Source organism: Dactylosporangium cerinum, assembly GCF_042653625.1.
Taxonomy (GTDB): Bacteria; Actinomycetota; Actinomycetes; order Mycobacteriales; family Micromonosporaceae; genus Dactylosporangium; species Dactylosporangium cerinum.
The window spans coordinates 74,863-91,092 of sequence record NZ_JBHSIU010000030.1 but is presented as its reverse complement, the minus strand read 5'-3'; the positions used below and the strand labels follow the sequence as shown (position 1 = coordinate 91,092).

Sequence of the window (16,230 nt, the reverse complement as noted above, 5' to 3'; positions counted from 1 at the left end):
CGCCCCCGCCGCGCCGGCCGCCCCCGCGGCCCGCTCACCATGGGCCTGCTCAACCTGGTGCGGGTCCCCGGCCGGACGATACTCGGCGCCGGCGCGCTCGCCATCGGCATCGCCGCCGCCACTGTGCTCGGCGCGATCACGTACACCTTCCATGGCGCCATCGTCGGCACCCTCCTCGGCGACGCGGTGTCCCTGCGGGTCAGGGCCGTCGACACGATCGCGGTCGCGGCCACGATCCTGCTCGGCGCCCTCGCCGTCGCGGACGTGCTGTATCTGAACATCCGCGACCGCGCCGCCGAACTCGCCACCCTGCGCGCCACCGGCTGGACGCCGGCGTCGCTGGCGAGGCTCGTCGCGGCCGAGGGCCTCGGCATCGGCGTGCTCGGCGGTGCGTTCGGCGCCGGCCTCGGCGTCGCCGGTGCCGCCTGGCTCGTCGGTGAGCTGAGCGGTGGCCTGCTCACCACGGCCGGGTTGGCGGTCGCGGCCGGCGCGGTCCTGGCGACCTGCGCCGCCCTGGTCCCGGCTGCCCTCCTGCAACGCCTCCCCACCGCGCAGCTCCTCGCCGAGGAGACCTGACCCGGACGGGCGGTGCGTGCTGTTCGCCCGGCGCGCCGCCCGCGGCCGTTTCGTCGCGGCCGGCGTTGAGCCAAGTCGTCCCGTGGTCGTCGGGGTGGCCGATGCGCGGCTTCGACCAGGCCGAGGGCTGACGGTCTCGGTCGGGTGCGGGCGTCAGGTGACCGCGTCGCGGGGCTTCCGTGGGCGTTGACGGGGCGACCCGGGCCGGGGGAGGTCGACGGCGCCCGACTCGGCCGCGCGGATGAGGCGGCGGAAGGTCGGGCACTCCAGGTGGCTCGGCGCCGGGCAGGCGGCGGCGTGCCGCAGCGAGTCGCGCAGGACGGTGAGCTTTCCGATCGTGGCGTCCAGCTCGGCGGCCTTCGCGGTGAGCATGGTGCGGTCGATGCGGGGCTGCCCGTCCGGGCCGAACATGAGCACGATCTCGTCGAGGGAGAACCCGGCGGTGCGGCCCAGGGCGATCAACGCCAGCCGCTGCAGCACGCCGGGATCGAACTGGCGGCGCAGCCCGGCCCGGCCGGACGACGCGATCAGGCCCTTCTCCTCGTAGTAGCGCAGGGTCGAGGCGGGCAGGCCGGCGCGGCGCGCCACCTCGGCGATGTCCAGGTTCGTCATCGGGTTGACCTCAAGTCGGCTTGAAGTGACACCGTCGCATCCTGACCGGGTACACCGCAACCACGGGAGACGAGACATGAACCAGACGGCACGCTGGAGCGGCACGGCCGGGCAGGCCTGGATCGACGCGCAGGCCATGCTGGACGAGCTGTTCCAGCCCTTCGAGGACCTCCTGGTGGACGAGGTCGCGGCGGTCGGCGCCGGAAGCGTGCTCGACGTCGGCTGTGGCACGGGCAGCACCACGGTCGCCGTGGCCCGGCGGCTCGGTGGGGGCGGGGCCGGCTGCGTGGGGGTGGACATCGCCGAGCCGATGGTCGCCGCCGCGCGCGCCCGCGCCGAGCGTGCGGGCGTGCCGGTGGCGTTCGTGCACGCCGACGCGCAGGAGCACGGGTTCGCGCCGGCCGGCTTCGACGCGGTCATCTCCCGCTTCGGCGTCATGTTCTTCGCCGACCCGGTGCGCGCCTTCGCCAACCTGCGCCGTGCCGCGACGCCCGGCGCCGCGCTGCGGGCGGTCGTGTGGCGGGGCGTCGCGGAGAACCCGTTCATGACGACCGCCGAGCGGGCCGCCGCGCCGCTCGTGCCCGACCTGCCGGTGCGCCGGCCCGACGAGCCGGGACAGTTCGCGTTCGCCGACCCGGAACGGGTCCGTGACATCCTCGCCCGGGCCGGCTGGGACGGGGTCGACCTCCGGCCGGTCGACGTCGCCTGTGTGCTGCCGGAGCACGACCTGGTGCGTTACTTCACCCGGCTCGGCCCGCTCGGCATGGTCCTGGGCGGCGCCGACGAGCAGACCCGGGCCCGGGTTGTGGACACCGTCCGGGCCGCGTTCGACCCCTACGTGCACGGCGACGAGGTCCGCTTCACCGCCGCCTGCTGGCAGGTCGACGCCGCAGCGCCGAACGGCACGCGCGAGACGGCCTGAGCGCACGTGCGACTGCCTCCGCCCGTCACGCGCAGAGGCGCTTGAACCCGGTCGCGCCGGGGCGCACGCGCAGCAGCACGTCGCCGGCGTCGCTGTGGAAGCGGGCCTCCGTCGCGGAGATGACCCGGATGGTGCCGTCCTGGCTCGGGTTGCCCCAGCCCGGCGGAGGGTTGCCGCTGCCGTCCGACAACGGTTCGGCGGCCTCGTAGTACCGGCCGTCGAAGAACGCCTCGTCGATGCCGCAATGGGTGTAGAGCTCGAACGGCATCTCGCCCCCCTCGGCCGCCCCCGGACCTTTCGCGAACCGTGGCGCCAGGACCACGAACGCCAGCAGCGCCACGATCGTGGCCAGCGCCGCCATCGGAACACGCCATCGCATGATCGCCCCCTGATCCGACCCCGGGGCACCAACGTACCGCGCCCGAGGTGTTGCCGCAGTCCCGTGAACGCTCCCAGTCACAACACTTGATTTCTGCGGCAGTTAGGCAGCATCATGCAGTTCGGTACTGGGAGCGTTCACAGTCTAGGTGAGGACACCCGATGCGCAGACGCACCATGCTGGCCGCCGCCGCGGCAGCGCCGGTCGCCGCAGTCGCCACACCGTCCGCGACGTCGGCCGCCAACCCGAAACCCCGGCAACGGCTGGCGGTTCGCGGCGCCGACGTGTCGACCCTGGCCAAGAACGAGGACTTCGGCGCGGTGTACCGCCGGGCCGACGGGCGCCGCGCCGACGCGCTCACCATCCTGCGCGAGCACGACGTCAATGTCGCGAGGCTGAAGGTCTGGGTGAACCCGGCCGACGGCTACAACACCAAGGCGAAGGTGCTGCGGATGGCGGCCCGGGCCAAGGCCCGCGGCATGCGGCTGTTCATCGACTTCCACTACTCCGACGCCTGGGCCGACCCCGGCAAGCAGAACAAGCCCGCCGCCTGGGCGACCTACGCATTCGAGGAGCTCAAGGCGGCCGTGCGCGACCACACCTACGACGTCCTGCACGCCCTGCACCGGCAGGGCACGACGGCGGACTTCGTCCAGATCGGCAACGAGATCAACGGCGGCCTGCTCTGGCCCGACGGGCGCTGGGACAACTGGCCCAACCTCGCCGCGCTGCTGACCGCCGGGGCCACCGTCGCGAAGGCCGTCTCCAACCGCACCCGGGTGGTGCTGCACCTCGCCGAGGGCGGCAACAACGGCGGGCACCGCTGGTGGTTCGACAACGCCACCGCGCTCGGCGTGCCGTTCGACGTCATCGCGGTGTCGCATTACCTGTACTGGCACGGCACCGCCGAGAGCCTGCGGGCCAACCTCGCCGACCTGTCCGCCCGGTACGGCAAGGACGTCCTCGTCGCCGAGACGGCCTACGGGTTCACCACCGCCGAGGACGACCCGACCCCGCAGATCTTCACCGCGGAACTGGCCGCGGCCGGTGGACATCCCGCCACGACCCGGGGGCAGGCCGACGCGCTGCGGGCGATCTGCGACGTGGTTTCGTCGGTACCGCGCGGGCTCGGCGTCGTCTACTGGGAGCCGACCTGGACCGCGGTGACCGGTGCGGGCTGGGACCCGGCCGACCCGACCTCGGGCAACGGCTGGGAGAACCAGGCGCTGTTCGACTTCGACGGCCGGGCCCTGCCCGCGCTGGACGTGTTCCGCACCTGCTGACCCAGACGTTCAAGAGACCGGCTGATCCAGACGTTCAAGAGACCGGCTGATCCAGACGTTCAAGAGACCGGCTGATCCAGACGTTCAAGAGATCGGCTGACCTAAACGTTCAAGTGGCCGGCACAGCCGTCGTGCCGGTCACCGGCTGACTTCGTGCCGTCGGGGCAGACCACGTTCACCCAGGTCGTGTCCGTCAGGACGGCGCCCTTGAGGCGGATGCCGCGCAGATCGGTGTCGACCAGCCAGGCACCGGTGAGGTCGGCGTCGCGGGCGTCCGCGCCGCCGAGGTCGGACCGGCGGATCTCGGTCCGGCGCAGGTCCGCCCCGCGCAGCACCGCCCCGCGCAGTCCCACGTCGGTGAAGGTGCTGCCCTGCCACGCCGTGCGGCGCAGGTCGGCCCGGCCGAGCTCGACCCCGGTGAGCGTGGCGTCGCGGGCGGCGACGTCGGTGAGGTCCGCCCCGGTCAGGTCGACGTTCTCCATCGACACCGACCGCAGGTGCGCCGCGTGCAGGTTGGACCCGCTCAGGTTCGCCTCCCGGACGAAACCCTCCACAGTGGAGCGTTCGAGGTCGGCGCAGCGCAGCTTCCGCTGGGACAGGTCAGAGTCGACGACGACCCGGCCGGCCATCGACACGGCGCCCGGATCCGTGCAGCGCCTGCCGTGCGTCTCGCCGGATCGCGCCCGCACCAGCAGGACGACGCCGAGCACGACGGCGACGGCGAGGCAGGCGGCCGCCACCCTCCGCCTTCCCCGCAGCGTCAGGCGGAGCGTCAACGCGGGCCCGGCGCCGCGACCGGGCGCAGCGTCAGCCGGAGGATCCGGTCGTCCTCGACGGTCGGTCCGCTTGGGTTGCGGCCGTCGCGGTTGGAGGTGGTGAGCCAGACGCTGCCGTCCGGCGCCTTGATGGCGGTGCGCAGCCGGCCGTACTTCATGGTGAGGGCCTCGGCGGGCTGCTTCGTCACCCCGGCGCTCGGCCGCCAGCGGACCCCGAGGGTGTCCGGGCCCGCGCCTTCCGAGGGGCGGCTGCCCGCCTGCTGCTCGGCCTCCTGCTTGCCGACGCCCTCGACGCCGACGAGGTAGATGCGCTGCCCGCGCAGGCAGGTGACGATGGCGGTGCCGCCCAGCACGGCGACGCCGGCGCTGACCCCGACCTCCGGATGCCAGGCCACCACGGGATCGATGTACTTCGGGTTGTTGCCGATCCCCTCGACGCGCGGCCAGCCGTAGTTGCCGCCGGGCCGGATCACGTTCAGCTCGTCCCAGACCGCCTGGCCGATCTCCGCGACGTACATGTTGCCGGCGGCGTCCCAGTCCATGCCCTCCGGGTTGCGGTGGCCGTAGGACCAGACGAGCGAGCCGTGGAACGGATTGCCCGGCGGGGGTTTGCCGTCCACGGTCATCCGCAGGACCTTCCCGCCGAGGTTGCTGAGGTCCTGCGCGGCATCGGTGAGCGATGCCTCGCCGGTGGTCGCGTAGAGGTACCCGTCGGGGCCGAAGGCGAGCCGGCCGCCATCGTGGATGCCGCCGCGGGGGATGCCGGTGACGATCGGTCTGGGCCGCTCGTTGGGTTTCAGTTTCGCGATCCGGTTGTCGATGTCGGTCGTGTAGTAGATGTAGACGGTCTGGTCCAGGGCGTACCGTGGCGACGCGGCGATGCCGAGCAGCCCACCCTCGTTGTCCGCGGTCGCCTCGCTGATCTTCGTCACGGGCGTCACGGTCAGCGAACCGTTCGCGGCCCGACTGGGGCCGACCCGCAGGATCCGCAGCGTCCGGCGCTCCGTGACCAGCGCGCTGCCGTCCGGCAGGAACGTCAATCCCCATGGGATGTCCAGGTGCCGGGCAACGGTGCTGACCGACACCGCCGCGTCGCCGCTCGCCGACGGGTTGATCGGGCCGAGACTGAAGTCCGTGGGGTCGACCACCCCCGGGGCGTTGGACGGCGGCGGTTTGGCGGGGGCGTCCGACGTGCAGCCGCCGAGGATGCCGAACGCCAGCAACAGGGCGACCGTGCGAAGGGGTGTCCCCATGAACCGGCGCCTCCTTCGAACATCGCCTCCCTGCACGATCACGAATTCCGCGGCGGGGGGCGTCACCTCCGTGGAGGGATCGTCACGGGGGGTTTGAGGGGCCAATGGGGCGGGCACCACGGCGGGGAGTCGAGCCACGCACCTTCGAGGGAGACCAGGATGAGACTGCTGACATTGGCCGCCGGACTCGCCGCCGGCTACGTGCTGGGGACCCGGGCCGGCCGTGGCAAGTACGAGCAGATCGTCGAGGGCGCCCGGCAGCTGCGTGCCAACCCGACCCTCGCGCAGGCGCAGGCGACGGCGAAGAACCTCGCGACGACCCCCGGCGAGCCGGTGCCGGCCACGCCCGCCACGATCAGCCGACCGGTCTCGACGAAGCCCGCCACCCCGGCGACCGCCACCCCGGCGACCGCCGCGCCGAAGGCCCCGCGCCGCCCCGCCACGCCGGCGACGCTCGCGGACCCGCTGCGATAGCCGACCGCCCGGAACGGCCCCGGCGGACGTTGCCGGGGCCGCTACGATCCACTGCGTGTCGACTTCGGCCTCAGGGTGCCTGTTCGGACTGGCGTACGGTGACGCGCTCGGCAAACCGACCGAGTTCATGACGGTCTCCGCGATCGAGGAGCGATACGGCCCCGGCGGCCCCCGCGACCTGGAAGGTCACCCCGCGCTCGTCACCGACGACACGCAGATGACCCTTGCCGTCGGCTGGGCGCTGCTGGAGGCGCCCGAACCGACCCCGGCCGTGCTGGAGCCGCTGCTGCGGGTCCGGTTCGTCGAGTGGGCGCACAGCCCCGACAACAACCGGGCACCCGGCATGACCTGCCTGCGCGCCTGCGGCGGGCTCGCGCAGGGGCTGCCCTGGGTGGAGGCCACGGTCGCCGGCTCCAAGGGCTGCGGCGCCAACATGCGGGTCGCGCCCGTCGGGCTCGTCGCCGGCTACGACCTGGACACGCTCGCCGGGGTGGCGCAGCTGCAGGCCGCCATGACCCACGGCCACCCGACCGCCCTCGCCGCCAGCGAGCTCACCGCGTACGCCGTCCGGATCCTGCGCGACGGCGCCGGCCTTGCGGCGCTGCCGGCGGCGCTGCGCGACCGGTGCCGGTCGCAGCGCACCACCTACCGCGGCGAGTGGCTCGGCACGCTCTGGCAGCAGCCGGCCGTGACCAGCCCGGAGGACTTCATCAGCCGCGGCTGGGACGAGTGCGTCGCCGTGCTCGACCGCCTCGACCTTGCGCTGTCGCGGCCCGACGACGGCAGCGACCCGTGTGCGGCCACCGGCGCCGGCTGGATCGCCGAGGAGGCCCTCGCCACGGCCCTGCTGTGCGCCGTGCGGCACGCCGACGACCCGGTGACCGCGCTGGCCCGCGCCGCCACCACCTCGGGCGACTCCGACTCGATCGCCTGCCTGGCCGGCGCGTTCATCGGCGCCGAGCGGGGCATGGCCGCGTGGCCGCCGGCCTGGCTCGACCGCATCGAATACGCCGGCCAGCTGGCCCACCTCGGCCAGGCCTGGGACTGACCGACGCTCAGCGGGCCGCGAAAAGACCTCGAAAAGGCTTCAGCGGACCTCGAAGGCGAAGAGCGAGTAGCCGTACTGGCCGACCCGCCGGGTCCCGGTCATCCGCACGAACCGGGCCGGCGTCGCGGCGATCCGCACGTCCTGCACCCCGCCGGCGCCCTCACCCGTCCGCCACACCCTGCGCCACGTCGTGCCGTCGGCGCTGACCGCGAGGTCGTGCTCGACGCCGTACGCCGCCTCCCACCGCAGCACGACCCGCGTGACCAGCCACAGCCGGCCCAGATCCACGCTGATCCACTGCGGGTCGCTGAACGCGCTGCTCCACCGGGTGCCCGGGTCGCCGTCGACCGCGAACCGCGGCGCGTAGGCCTCACCCTCCACGGAGGATGCCGTCGCGGGCCGGCCGAGTGCCAGATCGGTTCCGCCGGGGTTCGCTGCCGCGTCAGGTGTACCGGCAGTCGACGCCGACCGCTTCGCCGTGCCGGTCCGCGCCGGCGTCCTGATGGCGCTGGGCGTCGCGGCCGCGCTGGACGGCCCCGGCGTGGACGGTTCCGGTGTCGCGCCCGGCCGGTCACCGGTGTTCTGTGGCGCCGGCAGCGCCGAGGGCGCCGCGCCGGTCCGGTCCGTGCGGTCGCGGCCGGTGAGGACGGCGACCGCCAGCAGCGCGGCGATCACCGTCACGGCCGCCGTCAGGGCGATCACGACGGCGCGTCGCCGCCCCGGTCCGGCGCGCGGCCGCTCGTCGGCCCCGGGCCGGTCGACCGGGCCGCTCTGGGCGCCGGTGCGCCGCCGCGGCCCGGACGGCTGTGGAGGAGGGCGGTGCGCCCCCACGACCGGTCCGGCGGACTCCAGGGGGTCCGGTGCCGGCCCGGCCACGTACGGCCGGACCAGGCGGGGCGGCTCGGCGTCCTCGTTCGTCACCGGATGGCCCTCCCTCCGGTGTGATCACCCCGCCGGTTCGGCAGCTTAGGGCCGCCGGGCCGCCACCGCTGGGGAACGCCGGTTGACGGGCGTCAGCGCACCGGCCCGGACTGCCGGGGGACGGCGGCGACGCGGGTGGCCCGGGCCGGCAGGTCGAGCAGCGCCGCCGGCAGGCTGCGCTCCAGCGCCAGGCAGAACCAGGTGACCATGACCGTCAGCAGCACCGGCTCGGCGGCGGCGAGCAGCAGCTGCATCGGCGGGTCCGCGCGGTCCATCGGCCCGATCAGCACCGCGTGGCAGACCGCCAGGACCGGCATGTGCAGCACGTAGATCGGCAGGGTCCGCCGGCCGATGTCGCCGAGCACCCGGGCCACCGCCGGCGACCGCGCGGCGAGGGCCGCCGCGGTCACCCCGAACGCGACCGCGACCACGCTGACCAGGGGGCCGGTGACGGGCAGCAGGCGCAGCACGACCAGGCCGGCCGCGTAGCCGCCGCCGAGCACGGCCAGCCGCCGCCAGCTGGCGGCGCGGGCGAGGTCCTCCACGACCGGCCGCAGGCGCAGCCCGGCGAGGAAGAACACGAGGTTCTGCAGCAGCCCGCCGCGGTTGCCCGGGGTGGCCAGGAGGTCCGCGGCGACGACGACGGACAGCGCCAGGGCGACCGCGAGGACCAGGGTCGTGGGCAGCCGCCGCACCGCCTTCGCGACGGTGAAGTACACGGCGAGCGCCAGCAGGTACCACAGGTTCGACGGCGTGATCGTCAGCTGCTCCAGCAGCTCCAGCGGCCCACCGGCCCGGGCGGTGTCGAAGTCGGGCACCAGCGCCAGCACCGCGGTGTGGATCAGGAGCCAGGCGGCGTACAGGTAGCCGAACTTCGCCACCTTCGACCGGCCGAGGACCCGCCACGACCGGCCGACCGCGCCGGCGGCGAACATGCCGGAGATGGCGAAGAACAGCGGCATCCGCAGCGGCAGCAGCTGCTCGCCGAGCAGGCCCCAGGCGCCGGGCAGCGGCAGTGACAGCCGCCAGTCGACCTGCAGATAGTTCTTGGTGATGACGTGCCACAGCACGACCAGCAGGATGCAGGCGCCCTTGGCCACGTCCGCCCACGACTCGCGCGGTCGCGGCGGCCGCTCCGGTGCGGTGGTCGCGGTGGTGCTCAGCTGCAGTGTGTCGCTCATATCGGGTCCCCTCGCGTCAGTCCATCGACCTCCATCGGCCGGCTTCTACCGCGAGAGCACGCATGAGCAGGGGCGTTGGGTTGAAGACTGTCGAAAGAGCGACGCTTCCCCATGGGATCCAGGGTCGCCGCGGAGCGGCGCGGTGACCTGCGCCGTCCTACTCAGATCCACCTGGGTAGGAGCACTCAGGGCGCGAAGACCAGCAGGTCCCGCGTGACGGCGGCGACGTCCGGGACGCCGACGAGGGCCATCGTCAGGTCCAGCTCCGCGACGGTGTTCTCGATGACCTGGCGCACCCCGTCCGCGCCGGCGATCGCCAACCCGTAGAGGTGCGGCCGGCCCAGCAGGCAGGCGTCCGCGCCCAGGGCGAGCGCGACGAACGCGTCCGCGCCGGACCGGATGCCGCTGTCGAACAGCACCGTCGGGTCCGGTCCGACGGCGGCGCGGACGGCGACGAGCGCGTCGAGCGCCGCGATCGCGTGGTCGACCTGCCGGCCACCGTGGTTGGACACGATGATCCCGTCGACGCCCGCGGCGACGGCGGTCCGGGCGTCGTCGGGGTGCAGGATGCCCTTGAGCAGGATCGGCAGCGTCGTGCGCCGCCGCAGCGTCTCCAGGTGGGTCCAGCTCAGGCCGGGATTGGAGTAGATGTCGAGGAACGTCTCGACCGCCGCCCGCGGCTCGGCGGAGCGCAGGTTCGCGCCGGTGCCGCCGGGGTGTTCACGGGCCATCGACAGCAGGGCCCGCAGGGCCGAGAGGGTGACCCTGGGCCGCTCGGTTCGCCGGCCGGCCGCGGCGGCGATGCGCTCCCGGACGAGCTCACCGAAGCGCGGATCGGAGGTGTACTGCGCGATGCCCAGCCCCCGTGCGAACGGCAGCGAACCCAGGTTGAGGTCCTGCGGCCGCCAGCCGAGCAGCGTCGTGTCGAGCGTGACGACCAGCGCCCGCGCGCCGCAGTCCTCGGCCCGTCGGATCATCGAGTCGACGAGGGGCTCGTCGGTGGACCAGTACAGCTGGTACCAGAACGGGGTGTCGCCCATCGCGGCGGCGGTGCGCTCCATCGGACTGCAGCCCTGGCTGGAGAAGATGTACGGCACCCGGGCCGCCGCCGCGCCTTCGGCGATCTTGACGTCGCTGTCGGGGGTGATGAGCGCGCCGGCGCCGACGGGCGCGAGGAGCACCGGCGCCCGCAGCGGCGTGCCGAGCACCGTCGTGGACAGGTCGCGGGTGGTGACGCCGTGCAGCATCCGCGGCACGATCCGCCACCGCTCGAACGCCGTCCGGTTGTGCCGCATGGTCGCCCCGCCGCCCGCCCCGCCGGCCACGTACGCCCAGGCCTTCCGCGACATGGCCTTCCTGGCCCGCCGTTCGAGCTCGGCCGCGTCGGTGGGCACGGACGGCGCCCGGCCCAGGACCCCGGCGCGGTAGATGGCGTTCTGCCTGACCCGCCCGGGGCCTGGAGTGCTCGTCATGGTTGCCCATACTGGCCAACGATTGTCCCGGAGGACAGCGGGACCGCAGAAAAACCTCCGGGACAGGGGTCGCGGGCGGCCGGACGGGGTAGCGGCCTGGGGTGGCGGCCATCTCGGCGGATGCCCGGCCGGTGGCGGCATGGTCCCCGCTGCGGGTACGGGCGTTCCGGATGCTCTGGATCGGCACGGCGGCGACGAACCTCGGGGCCTGGATGCAGATCGTCGGCGCGCAGTGGACGCTCGTCGCGGACATGGGCGGCGAAGCGCTCGTCGCGCTGGTCCACACGGCGACGACCCTGCCGGTGCTGCTGCTGGCGATGCCGGCCGGCGCGCTCGCGGACATCGTCAACCGCACCCGGCTGCTGATCGGCGCGCAGCTGTTCATCGCCGGGGTCGCGGTCATGATGACGGTGCTCGATGCGACCGGTGGCCTGGAGCCGGGGCTGCTGCTGATGTCGACGTTTGCGCTCGGCGTCGGCGCGGCCCTGTCCGCCCCGGCGATCGGCGCGCTCATCCCGGACCTGGTCCCGCGCGGCGAGCTGGTCGAGGCGGCGGCGCTCGGCGCGATCAGCGTCAACGTGGCCCGTGCCGTCGGACCGGCCATCGCCGGGCTGATCGTCGCGGTGACCGGCGCCACCACCGTGTTCGCGCTGAACGCCGTTGCGGCGCTGGCGTTCGTGACGTTGCTGGTGTTCGGCCGGATCGGCCCGAAGGGGGTCGCCGACGACCGGGAACGGTTCACGGCGGCGATCTCCGCCGGTGGTCGCTACGTGCGGCACACCCGTGTGGTGCGCCGGATCCTGCTGCGGGCGGTGCTGTTCGTCGTGCCGGCGACCGTGATCTGGGCGCTGCTGCCGCTGTTCGCCGGGCGGGACCTGCGGCTCGGACCCGACGGCTACGGCCTGCTCCTCGGTGCGCTCGGGGTCGGGGCGATCCTCGGCGCGGTGCTGCTGCCCCGCCTGCCGGCCGGCCCGTCGACGAACCGGACGGTCGCCGTGGCCAGCCTCGCTTACGCCGGCACGCTCGTCGCCATGGCGGTGCTGCGCCGCCCGGTGCCGTTGATGCTGTGCCTGGTGCCGGCCGGGGTCGCCTGGGTCGCCATCCTCGCCAACGTCAACGCCCAGATCCAGCTGTTCCTGCCGGCCTGGGTCAGGGCCCGTGGCCTGGCCGTCTACCAGGTCGCCGTCATCGGCGGGCAGGCCGTCGCGGCCGGCTGCTGGGGGCTCCTCGGGCACCTCTTCGGGCTGCCGGTCGCGTTCCTGGCCGCGGCCGGCATGCTGGTGGCCGGGGTGCTCACGGCGGCCCGCTGGCCGTTGCCGGACACCAGGGGCGTCAACCAGCAACCCGCGGCGTACTGGCCGGAGCCGCACCTCATCATGGAACCCGAACCGGTGGCCGGTCCGGTGCTGGTGACCGTGACGTACAGCGTGCGCCCGGACCGGCAGGACGCGTTCGTCGACGCGATGGCCCCGGTCGAGCAGGCCCGCCGCCGCACGGGCGCCAGCCGCTACCGGCTCTTCCGCGAGGGCGAGGTGCCGGACCGCTACGTGGAGGCGTTCCTGGTGCCGTCCTGGGACGAACACCTGCGCCAGCACCACCTCCGGCTCACCCGCGACGAGCAGGCGCAGGAACGGGCGGCCGCCGCGCTCGCCGACGGCCCACCGGTGATCCGGCACCTGCTGCCGCTCGCGGGTACTCCGGATCATGGGAAAGGAAGTAGCGTCGGGGCGTGACGAAGTTCCGGCCCGCCGCCCGAATCATCTGCCTGGACGCCGCCGACCGCGTGCTGCTCATGCACTGGCGGGATCCGTCCGATGGGCACCTGCTGTGGGAACCGCCCGGCGGCGGCATGGAAGCAGGCGAGACGCCGTTCGAGACGGCGCGGCGGGAGCTGGCCGAGGAGACCGGGCTGGACCCGGCCACGGTGCAGGACGGTCCGGTGCCTGTGGAGCGGGACCTGTGGTGGAACGGCACCCGGTATGTCGGCACCGAGCACTTCTTCCTCGCCCGGTTCGCCGGCGACCGGCCCGTGATCGGCCGGGCCGGGCTGCTGCCGGACGAGCAGGTCAACCTCCAGACCCACGCCTGGGTCGAGTGGTCGGAGCTGGCCTCGCTGCCCGACTCGCTGGAGCCGCCACACCTGCTGGAGGTCCTGGCCGCGCTCGTCCCGGACGGTCCGTGGCGGGACGGCCGGCCTGGGGCATGACGGCCTTTCCTGAGCGGGACGGCCTTTCCGGGGCGTGACCAGCCGGCAACCGGGCCGCAACGGCCGGTGCCCATCATGGAGTGCTCCGACTGCTGGGAGGCATCTCGTGCTGCTGTCCGTCGCCGCCGCGGTCGTCACCGCGCCCGTGCTGTGGTTCGTCGGTTCGCTCGCCGGGGTGGCTACGGTGACGCTGCTGCAGGAGGTCCGGGTCGAGCGGCAGGTGCGCCGGATCCGGCGGCAGCGGGCGCACGACGCGGGATCACCATCGCGGTTCCCGTCTCCGGGTCCGGCATGACCCGGCAGGCCAACCCGAACACGGCCTCGACGATCGGCTCCGTCATCACGTCGGCCGGTGGCCCGGCCGCGACGACCCGCCCGTCGCGCATCGCGACGAGGTGGGTGGCGTAGCGGGCCGCCAGGTTCAGCTCGTGCAGCACCGCGACGAGCGTGCGGTCCCGGTCCCGGTGCAGCCGGGCGCACAGCTCCAGGACCTCGACCTGGTGGGTGACGTCGAGGTACGTGGTCGGCTCGTCGAGCAGCAGCAACGGCGTGTCCTGGGCGAGCGCGGCCGCGATCCACACCCGTTGCCGCTGCCCGCCGGACAGCTCGTCGACGGGTCTCGCGGCGAGGTCGGCGACGCCGGTGGCGAGCATCGCGTCGTGCACCGCCTGCCCGTCGGCGGCGGTCCATCGGCCCAGCGGCCCGTGGTGCGGGTAGCGGCCGTGCGCGACGAGGTCGGCGACCGTGATCCCGGCCGGCGCCACCGCCGACTGTGACAGCAACCCGAGGGTGCGGGCGACCTCGCGGGTCGGCCGGGTGCTGATGTCCCGCCCGTCGAGCAGCACGGCACCGGCGCGGGGCCGCAGCGTGCGTGCCAGGGCCCGCAGCAGCGTGGACTTGCCACATGCGTTCGGGCCCACGATGACGGTGAAGGACCGGTCGGGGATCGGCACGGTCAAATCCGAGACGACTGTCCTGCCGTCGTAGCCGAGGGTCAGACTCTCGCCGAACAGCCTTTCAGCAGTTTCCGGCTCCCCGGGGCTGGCGCCCCGCGGTTCCGTGGGGGGCTGCGCCACCCCACACCCCCCATGCGCCGCTCCGCGCCGCACTCTAGCCATCGTTCCTCCTACGCGCGAGGAGCCAGATGAGGTACCCGCCGCCGAGCAGGCCGGTCACGACACCGACCGGGATCTGATGGCCGGGAACCGCCCGTTGCCCCACGATGTCGGCGGCGGTGAGCAGGGCGGCGCCGAGGCACAGCGACGGCACCAGGTTGGGGCCGGGCGCGCCGGTGAGCCGCCGGGCGAGCTGCGGCGCGGCCAGCGCGACGAACGCGACCGGCCCGGCGGCGGCCGCCGCGGCGGCGCTGAGCAGCACCGCGCCGGCGAGCGCGCCGAACCGCACCGAGGCGACCCGCACACCGAGCGCGTGGGCGGGGTCGTCGCCGAGCTCCAGCGTCCGCAGCGGCCGCCCGCAGGCGACGACGGCCGGCCCGACGACGCAGACCGCGACGGCGACGGTGGCGGCGTTGCCCCAGCCGCGACCGTCGAGGCTGCCGGTGAGCCACAGCACGGCGCGGGCCGCGTCGATGATCTGCGCGCGGGTCAGCAGGTAGCTGTTGACGCCGGTGAGCACGCCCGCGACGCCGATGCCGACGAGGATGAGGCGGTGGCCGTACCCACCGTCGCGCCAGGCGAGCAGGTGGATGGCGGCACTGGTGGCGATGCCGCCGAGGACCGCCCCGCCGGCGACCGCGGCGGCGCCCCCGCCGACGATGACGACGGCGACGAGGGCGCCGGCCGCCGCGCCCTGGGTGAAGCCGAGTACGTCGGGGCTGCCGAGCGGGTTGCGGACCAGGGACTGGAAGACGGCGCCGGACAGGGCGAGCGCGGCGCCGGCGAGCAGGCCGGTGACGACCCGCGGCAGGCGGATCTCGTTGACGATGAACGCGTCGGCGGGGGAGCCGTGGCCGGCGAGGGTGCGCACCACCTCGGCGAAGGTCATCGGGTAGTCGCCACTGCCGACGGCGTACACCGCGACGACGACCGCGAGGACCGCGAAGGCGCCACCCGTCCAGCGGGCCCGGGCGGCGGCACTCGGCCGGCGCTGCAAAGACGTGGTCATGCCCGCCTCCGGCGACCTGGTCATGCCCGCCTCCGGCGGACCACGGCGAGGAAGAAGCCGCCGCCGACGACCGCGGTGACGACGCCGACCTGCAGCTCGCCGGGCCGCGCGACGACCCGTCCGAGGACGTCGGCGCCGAGCAGCAGCGCCGGTGCGAGGACCGCGCAGAACGCGAGGAGCCAGCGCAGGTCGGGGCCGGTCAGTGGGCGTACCAGATGCGGGACCATCAGGCCGAGGAAGACGATCGGGCCGCACGCGGCGGTCGCCGCCCCGCACAGCAGCACGACGGCGACGGCCGCGGCGGCCCGGATCCTGGCCGGGTTCGTGCCCAGCGCGCGGGCCGCGTCGTCGCCCAGCGCGAGGACGTTGAGGGTGCGGGCGAGCGCGGCGGTGACCAGTACACCCGCCGCAATGAAAGGCAGGATCAGTGTCGCGGTGCCAGGCGCCGCCGCTGCCAGGGAGCCCGCGGTCCAGAACCGCATCCGGTCCAGTGCGGCGGTGTCCAGCAGCTGCACCGCGGTGACGTAGGCGTAGAGCACCGCGGTGACGGCCGTGCCGGACAGCGCCAGGCCGGCCGGGGTGGCCGTCGCGCCGCCACCGATCGCCCAGACCGCGACCGTGACGAGCGCCGCGCCGGCGAAGGCGAACCAGATGTAGCCGGCCAGGTCGGCCACGCCGAGGAAGCTGATCGCCGACACGACCGCGGCCGCGGCGCCGGCGTTGACGCCGAGCAGGCCCGGGTCGGCGAGGGGGTTGCGGGTCAGCGCCTGCATGAGCGCGCCGGCGAGGCCGAGGGCGACGCCGACGAGCAGCCCCAGCGCGCTGCGGGGCAGCCGCAGCTGCCGCACCACGGCGCCGTCGCCCGCGCCGGTGAGGCCGTGCCAGACCTCGAGCGGGGCGAGGGACCGGGCACCGATCGCGAGGCTCGCGGCGAGGGTCAGGGCGAGCAGGCCGACGGCGGCGACCAGCCAGCGTCCTCTGTGGACACCTTGCACGGAGGAGC

General features: G+C 74.4%; 17 protein-coding genes. 7 read left to right on the top strand and 10 right to left on the bottom strand.

The genetic code is table 11. The features are described 5' to 3' along the window. The coding region (locus ACFPIJ_RS25515; protein WP_380117934.1) for an FtsX-like permease family protein at positions 1-576 on the top strand (576 nt) is incomplete at its 5' end. Positions 577-729: 153 nt separating this feature from the next. Here ACFPIJ_RS25515 and ACFPIJ_RS25510 read toward each other — a convergent pair. Continuing rightward, positions 730-1,188 carry a helix-turn-helix domain-containing protein gene (locus tag ACFPIJ_RS25510; RefSeq protein ID WP_380117932.1) on the bottom strand — a complete coding sequence of 153 codons (459 nt, stop codon included), beginning with the start codon at positions 1,186-1,188 and terminating at the stop codon, positions 730-732. 76 nt (positions 1,189-1,264) lie between these two features. On the opposite strand from ACFPIJ_RS25510, the gene ACFPIJ_RS25505 reads away from it, so the two are divergent. Beyond that, the gene (locus ACFPIJ_RS25505) at positions 1,265-2,110 is read left to right on the top strand and encodes a class I SAM-dependent methyltransferase (protein WP_380117930.1); all 846 of its coding nucleotides are present in this window, start codon (positions 1,265-1,267) and stop codon (positions 2,108-2,110) included. Between the two features lie 25 nt (positions 2,111-2,135). On the opposite strand, the gene ACFPIJ_RS25500 is transcribed toward ACFPIJ_RS25505, so the two are convergent. Next, positions 2,136-2,489 (bottom strand): hypothetical protein, encoded by a 354-nt coding sequence (locus ACFPIJ_RS25500; RefSeq protein WP_380117928.1) that lies wholly within the window; start codon positions 2,487-2,489, stop codon positions 2,136-2,138. 161 nt (positions 2,490-2,650) lie between these two features. On the opposite strand from ACFPIJ_RS25500, the gene ACFPIJ_RS25495 reads away from it, so the two are divergent. Beyond that, on the top strand, positions 2,651-3,772 hold the full coding sequence (locus tag ACFPIJ_RS25495) for a glycoside hydrolase family 53 protein (RefSeq protein ID WP_380117926.1): 1,122 nt from the start codon (positions 2,651-2,653) through the stop codon (positions 3,770-3,772). A gap of 101 nt (positions 3,773-3,873) precedes the next feature. Here the strand turns inward: ACFPIJ_RS25495 and ACFPIJ_RS25490 are convergent, their stop codons facing one another. Together ACFPIJ_RS25490 and ACFPIJ_RS25485 are read right to left on the bottom strand one after the other, a co-directional pair. Further along, on the bottom strand, positions 3,874-4,512 hold the full coding sequence (locus tag ACFPIJ_RS25490; RefSeq protein ID WP_380117924.1) for a pentapeptide repeat-containing protein: 639 nt from the start codon (positions 4,510-4,512) through the stop codon (positions 3,874-3,876). A 32-nt stretch (positions 4,513-4,544) separates the two neighbouring features. Next, complete coding sequence (locus ACFPIJ_RS25485) at positions 4,545-5,801, bottom strand: PQQ-dependent sugar dehydrogenase (protein ID WP_380117922.1); 1,257 nt, start codon at positions 5,799-5,801, stop codon at positions 4,545-4,547. A gap of 159 nt (positions 5,802-5,960) precedes the next feature. Here ACFPIJ_RS25485 and ACFPIJ_RS25480 point away from each other — a divergent pair, with 159 nt between their 5' ends. Continuing rightward, positions 5,961-6,275 (top strand): hypothetical protein, encoded by a 315-nt coding sequence (locus ACFPIJ_RS25480; RefSeq protein WP_380117920.1) that lies wholly within the window; start codon positions 5,961-5,963, stop codon positions 6,273-6,275. 46 nt (positions 6,276-6,321) lie between these two features. After that, positions 6,322-7,323, top strand: coding sequence for an ADP-ribosylglycohydrolase family protein (locus ACFPIJ_RS25475; RefSeq protein WP_380118138.1), 1,002 nt, complete (start codon positions 6,322-6,324; stop codon positions 7,321-7,323). A 39-nt stretch (positions 7,324-7,362) separates the two neighbouring features. On the opposite strand, the gene ACFPIJ_RS25470 is transcribed toward ACFPIJ_RS25475, so the two are convergent. The 3 genes from ACFPIJ_RS25470 to ACFPIJ_RS25460 form a co-directional block, all read right to left on the bottom strand. After that, the gene (locus ACFPIJ_RS25470) at positions 7,363-8,244 is read right to left on the bottom strand and encodes a discoidin domain-containing protein (RefSeq protein ID WP_380117918.1); all 882 of its coding nucleotides are present in this window, start codon (positions 8,242-8,244) and stop codon (positions 7,363-7,365) included. Between the two features lie 92 nt (positions 8,245-8,336). Beyond that, complete coding sequence (locus ACFPIJ_RS25465) at positions 8,337-9,425, bottom strand: acyltransferase family protein (RefSeq protein WP_380117916.1); 1,089 nt, start codon at positions 9,423-9,425, stop codon at positions 8,337-8,339. A gap of 185 nt (positions 9,426-9,610) precedes the next feature. After that, complete coding sequence (locus ACFPIJ_RS25460) at positions 9,611-10,897, bottom strand: alpha-hydroxy-acid oxidizing protein (protein ID WP_380117914.1); 1,287 nt, start codon at positions 10,895-10,897, stop codon at positions 9,611-9,613. 131 nt (positions 10,898-11,028) lie between these two features. On the opposite strand from ACFPIJ_RS25460, the gene ACFPIJ_RS25455 reads away from it, so the two are divergent. Then, entirely contained in the window at positions 11,029-12,630 is a 1,602-nt protein-coding gene (locus tag ACFPIJ_RS25455; protein WP_380117912.1) for an MFS transporter, read from the top strand. A 59-nt stretch (positions 12,631-12,689) separates the two neighbouring features. Beyond that, positions 12,690-13,103, top strand: coding sequence for an NUDIX domain-containing protein (locus tag ACFPIJ_RS25450; protein ID WP_380118136.1), 414 nt, complete (start codon positions 12,690-12,692; stop codon positions 13,101-13,103). 179 nt (positions 13,104-13,282) lie between these two features. Here the strand turns inward: ACFPIJ_RS25450 and ACFPIJ_RS25445 are convergent, their stop codons facing one another. The 3 genes from ACFPIJ_RS25445 to ACFPIJ_RS25435 form a co-directional block, all read right to left on the bottom strand. Beyond that, on the bottom strand, positions 13,283-14,101 hold the full coding sequence (locus ACFPIJ_RS25445) for an ABC transporter ATP-binding protein (protein WP_380118133.1): 819 nt from the start codon (positions 14,099-14,101) through the stop codon (positions 13,283-13,285). A gap of 112 nt (positions 14,102-14,213) precedes the next feature. After that, positions 14,214-15,227, bottom strand: coding sequence for a FecCD family ABC transporter permease (locus ACFPIJ_RS25440; protein WP_380117910.1), 1,014 nt, complete (start codon positions 15,225-15,227; stop codon positions 14,214-14,216). 20 nt (positions 15,228-15,247) lie between these two features. Further along, positions 15,248-16,222 carry a FecCD family ABC transporter permease gene (locus ACFPIJ_RS25435; RefSeq protein WP_380117908.1) on the bottom strand — a complete coding sequence of 325 codons (975 nt, stop codon included), beginning with the start codon at positions 16,220-16,222 and terminating at the stop codon, positions 15,248-15,250. Positions 16,223-16,230 lie beyond the last annotated feature (8 nt).

Bases quoted from the DNA above. Each gene is read 5' to 3' on its own strand.
- ACFPIJ_RS25510 (WP_380117932.1), bottom strand. From the start codon at position 1,188: ATGACGAACCTGGACATCGCCGAGGTGGCGCGCCGCGCCGGCCTGCCC.
- ACFPIJ_RS25505 (WP_380117930.1), top strand. From the start codon at position 1,265: ATGAACCAGACGGCACGCTGGAGCGGCACGGCCGGGCAGGCCTGGATC.
- ACFPIJ_RS25500 (WP_380117928.1), bottom strand. From the start codon at position 2,489: ATGCGATGGCGTGTTCCGATGGCGGCGCTGGCCACGATCGTGGCGCTG.
- ACFPIJ_RS25495 (WP_380117926.1), top strand. From the start codon at position 2,651: ATGCGCAGACGCACCATGCTGGCCGCCGCCGCGGCAGCGCCGGTCGCC.
- ACFPIJ_RS25485 (WP_380117922.1), bottom strand. From the start codon at position 5,801: ATGGGGACACCCCTTCGCACGGTCGCCCTGTTGCTGGCGTTCGGCATC.
- ACFPIJ_RS25480 (WP_380117920.1), top strand. From the start codon at position 5,961: ATGAGACTGCTGACATTGGCCGCCGGACTCGCCGCCGGCTACGTGCTG.
- ACFPIJ_RS25465 (WP_380117916.1), bottom strand. From the start codon at position 9,425: ATGAGCGACACACTGCAGCTGAGCACCACCGCGACCACCGCACCGGAG.
- ACFPIJ_RS25460 (WP_380117914.1), bottom strand. From the start codon at position 10,897: ATGACGAGCACTCCAGGCCCCGGGCGGGTCAGGCAGAACGCCATCTAC.
- ACFPIJ_RS25450 (WP_380118136.1), top strand. From the start codon at position 12,690: ATGCACTGGCGGGATCCGTCCGATGGGCACCTGCTGTGGGAACCGCCC.
- ACFPIJ_RS25440 (WP_380117910.1), bottom strand. From the start codon at position 15,227: ATGACCACGTCTTTGCAGCGCCGGCCGAGTGCCGCCGCCCGGGCCCGC.